The 12,184-nt window shown below is 30.5% G+C and carries 14 protein-coding genes; 2 read left to right on the top strand and 12 right to left on the bottom strand.

Annotation, left to right across the window (positions count from 1 at the left end; translation table 11 throughout):
* Positions 1 to 434: 434 nt before the first annotated feature.
* Positions 435 to 1,637 carry a GTP-binding protein gene (locus IDG66_RS05370; protein ID WP_001062985.1) on the bottom strand — a complete coding sequence of 401 codons (1,203 nt, stop codon included), beginning with the start codon at positions 1,635 to 1,637 and terminating at the stop codon, positions 435 to 437.
* Between the two features lie 131 nt (positions 1,638 to 1,768).
* Between IDG66_RS05370 and IDG66_RS05365 the strand changes: the two genes are divergently transcribed.
* A complete protein-coding gene (locus IDG66_RS05365; RefSeq protein ID WP_072419840.1) occupies positions 1,769 to 2,029 on the top strand; it encodes a hypothetical protein in 261 nt (86 codons plus the stop codon).
* A 283-nt stretch (positions 2,030 to 2,312) separates the two neighbouring features.
* Here IDG66_RS05365 and IDG66_RS05360 read toward each other — a convergent pair whose 3' ends face one another.
* The 8 genes from IDG66_RS05360 to IDG66_RS05325 all read right to left on the bottom strand — a co-directional run bounded on the left by IDG66_RS05360 (position 2,313) and on the right by IDG66_RS05325 (position 8,547).
* Positions 2,313 to 2,627 carry a hypothetical protein gene (locus IDG66_RS05360; RefSeq protein ID WP_000172545.1) on the bottom strand — a complete coding sequence of 105 codons (315 nt, stop codon included), beginning with the start codon at positions 2,625 to 2,627 and terminating at the stop codon, positions 2,313 to 2,315.
* An 18-nt stretch (positions 2,628 to 2,645) separates the two neighbouring features.
* Positions 2,646 to 2,969: a hypothetical protein gene (locus IDG66_RS05355; RefSeq protein ID WP_000971498.1), complete on the bottom strand. Its 324-nt coding sequence runs from the start codon at positions 2,967 to 2,969 to the stop codon at positions 2,646 to 2,648.
* A complete protein-coding gene (locus tag IDG66_RS05350) occupies positions 2,966 to 4,291 on the bottom strand; it encodes a membrane protein (protein ID WP_000653711.1) in 1,326 nt (441 codons plus the stop codon). The genes IDG66_RS05355 and IDG66_RS05350 overlap by 4 nt, the downstream gene beginning before the upstream one ends.
* A complete protein-coding gene (locus IDG66_RS05345) occupies positions 4,281 to 5,093 on the bottom strand; it encodes a tandem-type lipoprotein (RefSeq protein ID WP_014936986.1) in 813 nt (270 codons plus the stop codon). Before IDG66_RS05345 ends, IDG66_RS05350 begins: the two co-directional genes overlap by 11 nt.
* 181 nt (positions 5,094 to 5,274) lie before the next feature.
* The gene (locus IDG66_RS05340) at positions 5,275 to 6,072 is read right to left on the bottom strand and encodes a tandem-type lipoprotein (RefSeq protein WP_000540315.1); all 798 of its coding nucleotides are present in this window, start codon (positions 6,070 to 6,072) and stop codon (positions 5,275 to 5,277) included.
* A gap of 51 nt (positions 6,073 to 6,123) precedes the next feature.
* The gene (locus IDG66_RS05335; protein ID WP_000456136.1) at positions 6,124 to 6,915 is read right to left on the bottom strand and encodes a tandem-type lipoprotein; all 792 of its coding nucleotides are present in this window, start codon (positions 6,913 to 6,915) and stop codon (positions 6,124 to 6,126) included.
* Positions 6,916 to 6,946: 31 nt separating this feature from the next.
* Positions 6,947 to 7,717, bottom strand: a complete 771-nt coding sequence (lpl5, locus tag IDG66_RS05330) for a tandem-type lipoprotein Lpl5 (RefSeq protein WP_000540916.1) — start codon at positions 7,715 to 7,717, stop codon at positions 6,947 to 6,949.
* Positions 7,718 to 7,764: 47 nt separating this feature from the next.
* On the bottom strand, positions 7,765 to 8,547 hold the full coding sequence (locus IDG66_RS05325; RefSeq protein ID WP_001826822.1) for a tandem-type lipoprotein: 783 nt from the start codon (positions 8,545 to 8,547) through the stop codon (positions 7,765 to 7,767).
* A gap of 365 nt (positions 8,548 to 8,912) precedes the next feature.
* Here IDG66_RS05325 and spn point away from each other — a divergent pair, with 365 nt between their 5' ends.
* Positions 8,913 to 9,221 (top strand): myeloperoxidase inhibitor SPIN, encoded by a 309-nt coding sequence (gene spn / locus IDG66_RS05320; protein WP_000669524.1) that lies wholly within the window; start codon positions 8,913 to 8,915, stop codon positions 9,219 to 9,221.
* 106 nt (positions 9,222 to 9,327) lie between these two features.
* Here spn and IDG66_RS05315 read toward each other — a convergent pair whose 3' ends face one another.
* From IDG66_RS05315 to IDG66_RS05305, 3 genes are all read right to left on the bottom strand, one after another.
* A complete protein-coding gene (locus IDG66_RS05315; protein WP_001208892.1) occupies positions 9,328 to 10,830 on the bottom strand; it encodes an FKLRK protein in 1,503 nt (500 codons plus the stop codon).
* A gap of 21 nt (positions 10,831 to 10,851) precedes the next feature.
* Positions 10,852 to 11,544 carry a superantigen-like protein SSL11 gene (locus IDG66_RS05310; RefSeq protein WP_000769141.1) on the bottom strand — a complete coding sequence of 231 codons (693 nt, stop codon included), beginning with the start codon at positions 11,542 to 11,544 and terminating at the stop codon, positions 10,852 to 10,854.
* A 405-nt stretch (positions 11,545 to 11,949) separates the two neighbouring features.
* Positions 11,950 to 12,184: restriction endonuclease subunit S (locus IDG66_RS05305; protein ID WP_070044649.1), on the bottom strand; the 235-nt coding region annotated here is incomplete at its 5' end.

Genomic DNA, 12,184 nt, shown 5'->3' with positions numbered 1-12,184 from the left:
CGAGGTCTGAGACATTCATGATTTGGCATACGAAATCTTAATGATTTTCATAATCTATCCCAAGATATATTGGCCACGTGCAGAATTGCGTTGCACGTTTAGACTGAAACACTCGTGTGACCGTAAGTGTTAATAGTACATTGATAGCTGCATTTACTTCACTCATTTTTATGACTGTTAAACAATGATTGTACCTTCAATTAACAGTTGGTACGATGGTTTTGCCATTTTTCATCAAAGCAAACATAAAAAGGACTAAGACATATACATGTCCTAGCCCTATGGATAAAATGCAAATTTCTGCTTTATCAAAACTATCACACTTTAGATAGATTGAAAACAAAAAGATCCTAAGAACATCTTAACTTTTTATTAATTGTCATAAATTGCAAACAATTAAGCCACAATTTAAAAATGATTATACTTCATTCAACTTATCGTGCTGGTCTAATTTGCCATTGATATGGATCTTCAAATTGTTGCCAATCTGCATCAATTTCTTGCGCATTGACTAAGCATGCATCGAGTTCTTTTGTTAATTTTTCTTCATCTAAGTCGGTACCAATAATGACAAATTGTGTATGACGATCGCCATATTCTGGATCCCATTCAGCTGCGACGTCTTGGCGTTCTGCTAATATTTGCGTTTGTTGTGCTTCAGACATACTAGCCACCCAATATGTAACTGGATGAATATTGCAAGATGACCCTGCTTGAGATAATAAACATGCTACGTGATTGTATTGTGCTAGCCATACGATACCTTTTGATCGAACGACATTATTTGGCATGGTTTCTAACCAATCATTGAACCTTTTAGCATGGAAAGGAAGTCGACGTTTATATACAAACGATGATATACCATATTCTTCTGTTTCAGGTGTATGCGATGCATGCCCACCAGACTCAAGTTCTTTGATCCATCCTGCTGACTCGCTCGCTTTTTCAAAATCAAAACGCTGCGTATTTAAGACTTCTTTTAAATCCACTTCAGAATTTATTGTCTTAATAATTTTAGCAGTAGGTTGCAATGCACTTAACACTTTTTCTAACTTCGCAAGTTCTTCTTCACTAATTAAATCAATTTTATTAATAATCAATACATCACAAAATTCAACTTGGTCAATTAATAAATCAGCAATCGAACGCTCATCTGTTTCATCAACGCTTTGATCACGATCCATCAATAAATCTTCTGAGTTGATGTCATGTACGAAGCGGTTAGCATCCACAACTGTAACCATTGTATCTAAACGGCAAATCGCTGTAAGATCAATGCCAAGTTCATCATCAATATATGAGAAAGTTTGTGCAACAGGTACTGGCTCTGAAATCCCTGTTGACTCAATAACAATTTGATCGATGCCACCTTTTTTCACTAAACGCTCAACTTCTTTTAATAAATCGTCTCTAAGTGTACAACAGATACAACCATTAGAAAGTTCGACTAATTTTTCGTCTGTGCGCGATAGTCCCCCACCATCTGCGACAAGATCTTTATCGATATTGACTTCACTCATATCATTTACAATTACCGCAATACGTCGACCTTCTCGATTTTGTAAAATATGATTTAACAACGTTGTTTTCCCCGAGCCTAAATAACCACTTAATACCGTAACTGGAATTTTAGCCATATATATACCCTCACTTCAATTTATTTGTTTCGTTCGTTTGCAAATAGGAATAATTCCGTTTTACATTATATAGGAGCATTTCCTCTTTCGCAATCTTCGATAATAAAAAAATAGTATACTTAATTAAATTATTGAGCACTTTACTTTATAATGGAGACAAAGATATATCTCACGAGAGAGAATCGAGGTGTATAAACATGCTATTTGTCATTTTAGTTTTATATATCATTGGTATTACATTTATTCTACTCAGTGTTTTTGGTTCAAAGACTGAAGGATTATCTACGAAACATACTTTATATACCATTGGCAGTGCTATTATAACGATTGCTATTTTCATTTCAATTGGCTATGCCATTCAATACTTAACTGCAGCGCTTTATGGTTTGTAAGGTGAGGATGATTTATGGCGGATAGTTCGAGAGAGTTTGACTTGCGTTGATTTTGATAAAGAGGTCATAGCTTTTGGTACTTGAGGATTTTGTTGTTGCTGTTTGGAATTTGGATATGTTTAATGCGGGACAGTAATTTAAGTTGTGTTTTTACAATTGTAAGTGTGATATTTCGATTCAGTTCGAATTACTTCACATGGGAATAAAATAAAAAGAAGCGGCCTAGTGTCAGTTGTGAATACACTGAACATTGGTCGCTTTATTTAGTAGTACGATATGTAGTTTAGCTATTAATTTTTTTCAGGTCATCCTTAATGCTGTCTATCTCAGACATGGCACTTTTAACCCAATCTCCTTGAGCCGCGCCTTTAAAATTAGCTTTAAAAGCCTCGCAATGATGCGCCATTTGTTCAATTAATACTTTTTCTTCACCTTTTAATCCATTTTCAATATCTTTATATTTATGCTTATGTTCAGGTGCAACAACTGAACGAATGTTTTCTTTTTGAGCATTCATTTTAGATATGAGATTAAGTGTTTCTACTGTAGTACTTATATCTGGCATTCTTAAGGTCATATCTGGTTCTATTAGAGTCATTTAATCTCCTCCAAATTATCAGTCACTTAGTTTATCTAACTGCTTTTCATAAGACTTTTTTAAGTCTTCTTTATATTCTTCTAATTTCCATTCTTGCTTTCTAATTATCTCATTGATTTCTTGCTCATACGCTTCTATATTTCTCGTCATTTTCCTTTGTGCATCTTCACTATAATTCATTTCGTGTTTCAAATATTGAAAAACATCATAACTACGTTCATTTTCTTTTCGAGTTCTATGCCTAAGTTCATTTAAATTTTGCAGTTCATTCTCTATACGTTTTTTCTCAGATTCATATGATTCTTCTAATTCATTTTTATTATTAATTTGATTAAACATCATAGTAATCCACCTATTTGTGATGCAAGCACTTGATCTTTATCAACGATTTCATTAATACTGAGTCTAACTCTCATAATATAATTTGATACAGAAGACCCTATCGTTGAAAGTTGTCTTTCTTTTGCAGATATCATTTGTTCAGGTTCTCTTACCATACTACTTTCATTCACTTGACCTTCATCTAAAGCATTGAGAACTCCATTTACACTCAAATCTTCACCTACAGCTTTTCCAGCTTTTTGAGCGTCTTCCCAATTTTTTCCAAATTTCTTTTTCTTTTCATTATACATTTTTTTGATTTGATTAATTTCATCGTCTATCAGTTGACTGAATGACTGCGCAATTGTTAAAGCTGTTAAACTTTCTAAAACTTTTTGCTGCGAAGAAGATAATCCTCCTCCATTTGTAGTCATCATATTTGCTCTAAGTAATTCTATACTAGCTAATTTAGAGATAGCATTATTTGAATGCTTTACAAATGACTTATTATTTTCTTCTGCATAACCTTGTAGTTTTTTAAGTTCTTTTTTTATAGCTTTTTGTTCTTCTTCGGTCAGAAAGCCTTCCATTTCATGACCTTTACCATTTTTAAAGACTTTATCATTACCGAAAAAAACATAATGCTTATATTTCTTCAGATTTTCTGTCAATGCATCATTTTCTGCAACAAACCTAGTAATATTACCTTTATAATTTTTATATAACTCTAACAATCGTTTTCCATCTGGGGAATTAGGATTCAAACTAGTTATAGAAATAGGAGCTGGATTATAAACCACAATGTTCGGAATACCATTACTCATTCCTAGAACTACCGCATCTCTTCCACCTAGTGAATGTCCAGTAATAAAATCAATATCATACTTACTTTTTATTTTATTTATAAATTCTTGCGTATTCGCATATCTATAGTTTTGATCAGATGCAGGAGAATATAATATTTTAAGATCTGCATATCCATCTTTAACTGTTTCCAAAGCATTGGTAAAATTTTGTCTTGAAAATTCACCTTCTTTTAACTTTTTAAAGGCTTCGCCTTGTATATTAGTCCCAGTCATCCCAAGAGTTACTTTGCCTGTATCTTTATTTAAAAAAGCAGAAGTTGTTACTCCATTAAGAGAATCAGTATAACTATCAACATATTCAAGATTAGAAGGGAATTTTTTCGCTTCTTTTAATTGATCTATTTGTCTACCTATTGTTTTACTTTTAATTCCATATAATTTCGCATTTTCAATTTCATAACTTATTTTAGAAATAGCTGTAGTTTCCTCAGTATTATATTTAATAGGTCCTGGATCTATTTTGTATTTATCTTTCATCTTCATCCACCTTCGCCGGCTGGAAATTTAATGAATCTATTACTGACAAATCGCTTTTTTCACCTTTTGAAAAGTCAATTTCCAACTTTTTATAACCCACAGAACTTCCTTTCAAATTACCATCAATATGCATTTTTAATACCGGTGCTTTATCAGTAGGAATATTATAACGACTTCTTAATTGCTTAACATTTTCATCTTTATTGCTCATTTTAAATTTTGCGTCATAACTTGGAACATTCTCATTAATTGAGACATCACCATTGTTGTAATTTTTCAATTCTTTAAGGTTTGCATATTGTCCGAAAAATTTAAAGTTTTCTATTCTCTTTTTTAGTTTTGGATCTTCTACCTTGTCTAATAAGATAATTTTATTATTTTTCATTTCAACTTTATATTTTTTTCTATCTGGGAATTTATCCTTTTCATAAAATGTCTTAACAAAATAATGTCCCTTTGCTGTCCGTGTATTTCTATCTAAGTATAAGACCATACCTTCATTACTTAATTCGTCTGCTTTATTACTTTTGGCAAAATCTGTATATATCGTCCACATACCTTTATCACCTTTTTTAAACTCACCATCTCGATATCCTTCTTTGTCATATAGATCCTCGAGATTCTTAATTGGATACATATCTAACGTTTTCGCAAAACTCTTTTTGATTTGTTCTTCTTTTGAATCTGTTTTATTCGTTTGTTCCTCTTTTTTCTGTTCATCTTTCATATTTCCACATCCCCCAATAAAAATGATTAAAAGTAATACACTCATGTACAAAGCAATTTTTTTTATATACTCCATCATTTCACATCTCTCTGCTTTAATTTTATAAACATTTGAATATTTCATATAACTTATTAAAATAGTGATTATTCAACTTTTATGTTATCAAACAAAACTAACTTATTCAATTTAATACATGTAATTCATTTAACTTTATTATTAAATGTTCTAACGTCATTTTTTATAATAATAATTATACTTATTTATCCTCGCTTGGATTAAAGTAGACACTATCTGTGAAGTAAATATTTTCTTCCTTGTTTTCAACAAAGGTAAATTCAATATTTTTATATCCGACTGATGAACCTTTTAAATTACCTGAGCCTTTCAATAATAATTTAGGCGCTTTTTGCGTCGGGATATTATATCGCTTACGTAATTGTTCTACATTGTAATCACTGTTTTTCAATTGATATTGTGCAGAGTATATTGGTGCTTCTGGGTTATATGTCACTTCTCCGTCTTTATAGTTTTCCAATTCTTTGAAATTCCCGTATTGTACAAAGAATTTAAATTCTTCAATTTCTTTTTTTACTTTTTCATCATCGATTGGTTTTAATGGAATGATTTTATTATTTTCCATTTTCACTGGATATTTTCGTTCATCACTATATACCTTGCCCTCACTGTCTTCTTTAACTATCCTGACAAAATATTCACCAGTGCATGTTCTACTATTTCTATTTAAACGTATGACCATACCTTTAGATACCATATTTTCATTTTTCAGTTCTGTTGTCATTTCAGATCTAATAACCCAAGTACCTTTGTCGCCTTTTTTAAATTTTCCATCTCGATATCCCTCTTTGTCATAAAAGTCTTCTAGATTTTCAGTAGGATACATGTCTAACGTTTTTGCAAAACTCTTTTTAATTTGTGCTTCTTTTGAATCTCCTTTTGATTTTTCTGAAGTATCGCTTGATTTATCACAACCTATTATAAAAACACTCAAAACCATAACAATTATATAAAGTAAAACTCTTTTAAAATATCCCATCTTTTCACTTCTCTCTTGTTTTAAATTAGTTTATGCCCCTGGTTTTATTTACTAATTACTATGTGATGGTCCGAAGTTCAAAAAATCACTCATAAAAGTCTCATCCTCTTTCTCCTTAGAAAACATGTACTCTATCTGCTTATATCCAACTGAGCTACCTTTAATATCTCCGTCTATATGCAGTTTTAATATTGGAGACTGCTTGGTTGTAATTGGGTACTTTTCTCTAAGTTTTTTTACATTTCCATCACTATTATTCCTTTTGTACTCTGCTTCATAATACGGAACATTTTCATTGATAGATATTCTTCCATTTTTATAATTTTTCAAATCTTTAAAATCTGCATACTGACTAAAAAATTTAAAATTTTCAATTTTATGTTTAAGGTTTACATCTTCTACTTTATCTAAAACTACTATCTTATTATTTTTAAGTTCAACACGATAATTTTTTTCGCGTGTCATCTTACCCAATTCATCATAAGTTGTTCTTATAGTATAATGCCCAGTTGCCGTCCTCATATTTCTATTCAAATGTAGCACCATACCTTCACTATCCATTTCACCTGGTTTGTTGCTTTTAGCAAAATCTGTTGATATTGTCCACGTCCCTTTATCACCTTTTTTAAATTCGCCATCACGATATCCTTCTTTGTCATATAAATCCTCGAGATTCTTAATTGGATACATATCTAACGTTTTCGAAAAACTCTTTTTAATTTGTGCTTCTTTTGAACCTTCTTTTGGATTTTCTGCAGTATCGCTTTGACTATCACAACCCATTATAAAAATGGTCAAAATAATAACACTTATGAACAATGCAAGCCTTTTTAGATATTCCATTCCTTCACACCCTAATATTTAATTATCAGTACTATTTTTTCGCTGGCTTATAACTTAAATAATCAATGACTGAAATATCCCTATCTTCTTTTGAAAAATCTATTTCTAACCTTTTATATCCAACAGAACTACCTTTTAAGTCCCCGTCAATATGCATTTTTAACATTGGAGCTTTATCAGTAGGAATGTTATAACGACTTCTTAATTGTTTAACATTTTCATCTTTATTGCTCATTTTATATTCCACGTCATAACTTGGAACATTCCAATTTATTGACACGTCGCCATTGTTGTAATTTTCCAAATCCTTAAAATTTGCATATTGTCCGAAAAATTTAAAGTTTTCTATTCTCTTTTTTAGATTTGGATCTTCTACCTTGTCTAATAAGATACTTTTATTATTTTTCATTTCAACTTTATAATTTTTTCTATCAGGTAATTTATCCTTTTCATAAAATTTCTTAACAAAATAATATCCCTTAGCCGTTCGAGTATTTCTATCCAGATTTAAAACCATACCTTCATCATCCAATTCACCCGGTTTATTACTTTTAGCGAAATCTGTGTATATCGTCCACATCCCTTTGTCACCTTTTTTAAATTCGCCATCTCGATATCCTTCTTTGTCGTATAAATCTTCAAGATTTTTGATTGGGTACATATCTAACGTTTTCGCAAAACTCTTTTTGATTTGTGTTTCTTTTGAATCTCCAGTGATTTTATTACCACCACCGCAAGATGTTACAAAAATGATTACAATCAACAGGCTTATACACATTCCAATCCTTTTTAAATATCCCATCGTTTCACGTCTCTCTGTTTTAGAATTATTTCTACATCTAATTATCTTTAGCTAACTCCATCAGATGGTCCAAAATTCACAAAATCTCTAACAGCTGTTTCTTCGTCTTTTACTTTTGAAAAATTAAATTCTATATTTTTATATCCAATTGAACTTCCTTTTATGTCACCATCTATATGTAATTTTAATACTGGAGATTTTTTTGTTGTGATTGGATAAACCTCTCTAAGTTTTTTTACATTTTTATCCGTATTACTTATTTGATATTCTGCATCGAAACTTGGTACATTATCTGCACTTGATATATTTCCATTTTTATAGTTTTTAAAATCTCTAAAATCAGCGTACTGACTAAAGAATTTAAAATTTTCTATTTTATTTTTGAGCTTTGAATCTTCTACATTATCCAAAAGAACTATTTTATTATTTTTAAGTTCAACATGATATTTTTTTTGATGCTCTTTTTCATTAAATTCATCATGAACTTTGCTCGTGTAATAATATCCTGTTGCCTTCTTTATATTTCTATTTAAAAATAAAACCATGCCTTCATCATCTATCTCACCTGGTTTGTTACTTTTAGCAAAACTTGTGAGTAAAGTCCATGTACCCTTATCACCCTTTTTAAATTCACCATCTCTATAGCCTTCTTTGTCGTATAAATCCTCGAGATTTTTGATTGGATACATATCTAAAGTTTTCTCAAAGCTCTTTTTAATTTGTGCTTCTTTTGAATCTTCTTTTGTTTTATCACTTTTGCCACAACCTGCTATAAAAACTATTAAAATTAAGATACTTATGTACAATGCAAACCCTTTTAAATATCCCATCGTTTCACGTCTCTCTGTTTTATACTTCATTTATATTCTCTTTTCATATAAATAATTAATTATTTTGTATATTTCTCTTTTACGTTACCAAAATATACATATACAATCAATTTAATTTCTTAATTAAATTTGTACTTATTATTATGTTGCGTCATTTTTTTATTATTGTTTCATTTGATTTAAACCCTCTTTGAAATCAAGGTTTTAGTAGGAAAATCCATAACCATCGCATTAAAGATTAATTGCATTTAAACAATATTTGTCACTTTAACTATTTATTAAAATTATTAAATCGGCTTAATAAACGTAATTTTCTCAATATTCAGTGTTATGATAGAGTTACATTTTTTAGAGGAGTGATAGATATGAAATTTAAAAAGGTTTTAGTAGCTACGGCAATGGTAGGTGTTTTAGCAACTGGCGTTGTTGGATATAGTAATCAAGCAGATGCGAAAGTTTATTCTCAAAATGGACTTGTACTACATGATGATGCAAACTTCTTAGAACATGAATTAAGCTATATCGATGTGTTATTAGATAAGAATGCTGACCAAGCTACAAAAGACAACTTAAGATCATACTTCGCCGATAAAGGACTACATTCAATCAAAGACATTATCAACAAAGCTAAACAAGACGGCTTTGATGTTTCAAAATATGAACACGTAAAATAAACTCAATAATGCTTTGTAACAAAGCACAAAAAACAGCTCAATGACGTTGAAGTCAGTGATTAACTCACTAGTTTCATTACATCATTAAGCTGTTTTATTTTATTAATTATTTTTCTAATTTTGGTGCCTTACGTTCAACTTTCTTTTCACCTAATGGATAGAACCAAGTTGATGGATTACCTTGAACATCATAGCCGACAATTTTATCACCATGTAATTTATGATATGCAGGCGTGTTTTCAAGTTTCTCTTCAAATTCACGTTCTTTCTTTTCTTCCGGAGATTCATAAACATCGATATACTTAGAAACGAATCCTTGATGTAATAGCTCACCAGTAATAGGTTTAACTACTGCAAAATTCAATGTTTCTCCATTTTGTAATCTGAAACCAGCTTTTTCAGCATCAAAGCTAAATTTACCATTTTCATCTACTTGAATATCAGGAAACAGTTGCGCATCACCTAAGTCAGAATATACTTTCACTACTGCATTCGCGAATTTAGTCTTACCTGTAATTTCTTTAGTTCCCTGTTTATCGAGAATACCTTTACCTTGTTCTGTATGGTACAAACTTCCATAAATTTCATCTACATGTAAATCTTCTTTAACATCTTTCAATACTTTTACTTTTTCCACTTTAGTATGGTCATATTTAGTTTCTGCTTTATCAATATCTTCTAAACTCGTTACTTTAGTTTTGAAAATTAATGACTTCAATGCTTCATCTTCATCATCAGGTGCAAATGTTAATGAGATTTCATCATTTTTCTTTAACTCTAAGTTATCAAAAGGATTTTTTTTGAAATCAAAATCAAAATATCCTTTTTCATTAATAGGCATCCAAACACCATCGGAACTAGCTTTAGTATCTTCTTTACTAATTCCATCTTTAGCTCTTTCTTCAAAATTAATAAATTTATTATTAATAGATAGAGCAACTTTACCTTTTACAGACGTATGACCTTTAATAATACCTGAACCTTCAGTAATAGGTTCGATGAAAACTTGGTGATGTCCATCTTTTTCTTTTAGTTGTTCTTTCGGTATTTCATACGCTTTTTCATATCGTGGTGTTGTGTATGTAGCTTTAGCATCTGTGTTTTCTTCCTCAGTACCAGCTTTTTCAGTTGAATCTTCTTCTACTTCTTCATCTTCTTCATCATCACCTAAATCAGGACTGGATGACGAAACCTCAATTTCTTGATTATGAACAATTTTTCTATTGTGTAGTGGATACTCGAATCTTCCGTTTTCATCAGCAAATACTAAATCACTATTTCCTCCATCTACTGAATCAGCACTTTTACCATCTATATTCATTAGAATAATATGGCTGGGTAAAGTAGTCCCTGTTACCTTTTGAGCACCAGGTTTAATGGGGTCTAAATTAACAAAATTCTTTTTTGTTTGTTCCGAACTTACTTCTTGATTATTTTGAACTGGTTGTGATCCAACTTTGATTTCTTCAGTTGCATTCACCTTTGGGTTCTTAACAGTTTGGCTACCTTCAGATGCTTCTGCTTCGCCATTTGTCATGATATATAACATAGTAATTGCAACTGATACTAAACCGACTTTCATTTTACGTAATTTAAAATTTTCTCTCATGATATACTCCCTCGAATATTATTATAAATTCACTTCAATTTTCTTTATATTTCTACTATCAATCGTATCACCCATGCGATGAGGCTGTAATTTTTTATTTAATTCAAACGTATAGTAGCCGCCATTTTTCATAGAAACTTTAATTTTGCTGTCTTTAGGCTCTGTCTTATAAAGATCATGTTTATCAATTAATTGCTTTCTTAGTTTGAAATCAAGTTCTTTTAATGAAATTTCTTCTTTATTGATGCTATAGTATTCTGAAGTCACAGAAGCAGTATTTTGACCGTTACTCTTAGAAGTCAATAAATTAACGTTTTGTACAGGGTCTTTATATTGATTCTTATTTGTTTTTGTAATTCCACCAATTGATATATTATCTGCGTGTTTACCTGACCCTTCTCTTACAACAAATACATCAAGTCCTTCATAATCTTCATCGTCCTTAAACCTTTCTTTGTCTGTGCCAAGTAAAGTAACTACATTAAGTTGTGGTCCATCAATAATGTTCATTTTATTACCTTCTCTATAACCACTCACATTTTGAAAATTATATCCTGTTCCACTGTAGTATTTTTTTAATTCTTGTGTATCTTTTGAAGTAACTGATAATCTGCTTTGCTCAATTGCTTTTACTGGCTGAGCAGTAGTTGTAATCATCCCTGTTGTTAAAATCCCTAGTGCTAAACTTGCTTTAGCAATATTTTTTAATTTCATAATTCTATGCTCCCAATTTTTAGTCTATTTGATTTATTCTATTACGCAATACGAACAATCCTCATTCATTATAATGAGCAATGGTCGTGCTTCACATTAAACTTACTTTAACTAAAAATTAATCATTATTAAGTAATTTAATAAATAGTTAACTAATATCATTCAATTCCTATCGATCTACTCTCTTTTATTTACGAATAACACTTTATCTCAACTTAATCTTTATTTAACTACTTATTCTGTACACAATTTCGACACAAAAAAGACACTGTGCTATCACAGTGCCTAAATTTAATGTTCGTTTTTGATTTCATTGAACTTTATTTCTTATTTGTAAAAGTTACGCAATATGATGGTGAAACATCTGAAATAAACAAATAATAAAAACTATATTGCAGCGACAAATCAAATAAACATTTTCTGTAAAAACGCCTTTTTCCTCTCTTTTAATTGGTCTATCTTGTGCAATTGTTTAGTAGTTATTCCAGATAAAACTTCTAGAAACCCTCTTATTTTCTGTTGTTCTTCAAGAAGTGGCAATTGTATAGATATCAATTTAATAGATGAATAATTTATATAAACTTGGGTTGCTCCTTGCATCATACCTTTTATTTTATTTCTAATTAAATCTGTATTCATT

The sequence above is a fragment of the Staphylococcus sp. EG-SA-18 genome (assembly GCF_017151825.1).
Taxonomy (GTDB): domain Bacteria; phylum Bacillota; class Bacilli; order Staphylococcales; family Staphylococcaceae; genus Staphylococcus; species Staphylococcus aureus.
Note: the sequence above shows the minus strand (reverse complement) of the source record. Positions and strands in the feature narration are given on the sequence as shown.

Bases quoted from the DNA above. Each gene is read 5' to 3' on its own strand.
- IDG66_RS05370 (WP_001062985.1), bottom strand. From the start codon at position 1,637: ATGGCTAAAATTCCAGTTACGGTATTAAGTGGTTATTTAGGCTCGGGG.
- IDG66_RS05360 (WP_000172545.1), bottom strand. From the start codon at position 2,627: ATGACTCTAATAGAACCAGATATGACCTTAAGAATGCCAGATATAAGT.
- IDG66_RS05355 (WP_000971498.1), bottom strand. From the start codon at position 2,969: ATGATGTTTAATCAAATTAATAATAAAAATGAATTAGAAGAATCATAT.
- IDG66_RS05350 (WP_000653711.1), bottom strand. From the start codon at position 4,291: ATGAAAGATAAATACAAAATAGATCCAGGACCTATTAAATATAATACT.
- IDG66_RS05345 (WP_014936986.1), bottom strand. From the start codon at position 5,093: ATGGAGTATATAAAAAAAATTGCTTTGTACATGAGTGTATTACTTTTA.
- IDG66_RS05340 (WP_000540315.1), bottom strand. From the start codon at position 6,072: ATGGGATATTTTAAAAGAGTTTTACTTTATATAATTGTTATGGTTTTG.
- IDG66_RS05335 (WP_000456136.1), bottom strand. From the start codon at position 6,915: ATGGAATATCTAAAAAGGCTTGCATTGTTCATAAGTGTTATTATTTTG.
- lpl5 (WP_000540916.1), bottom strand. From the start codon at position 7,717: ATGGGATATTTAAAAAGGATTGGAATGTGTATAAGCCTGTTGATTGTA.
- IDG66_RS05325 (WP_001826822.1), bottom strand. From the start codon at position 8,547: ATGGGATATTTAAAAGGGTTTGCATTGTACATAAGTATCTTAATTTTA.
- spn (WP_000669524.1), top strand. From the start codon at position 8,913: ATGAAATTTAAAAAGGTTTTAGTAGCTACGGCAATGGTAGGTGTTTTA.
- IDG66_RS05315 (WP_001208892.1), bottom strand. From the start codon at position 10,830: ATGAGAGAAAATTTTAAATTACGTAAAATGAAAGTCGGTTTAGTATCA.
- IDG66_RS05310 (WP_000769141.1), bottom strand. From the start codon at position 11,544: ATGAAATTAAAAAATATTGCTAAAGCAAGTTTAGCACTAGGGATTTTA.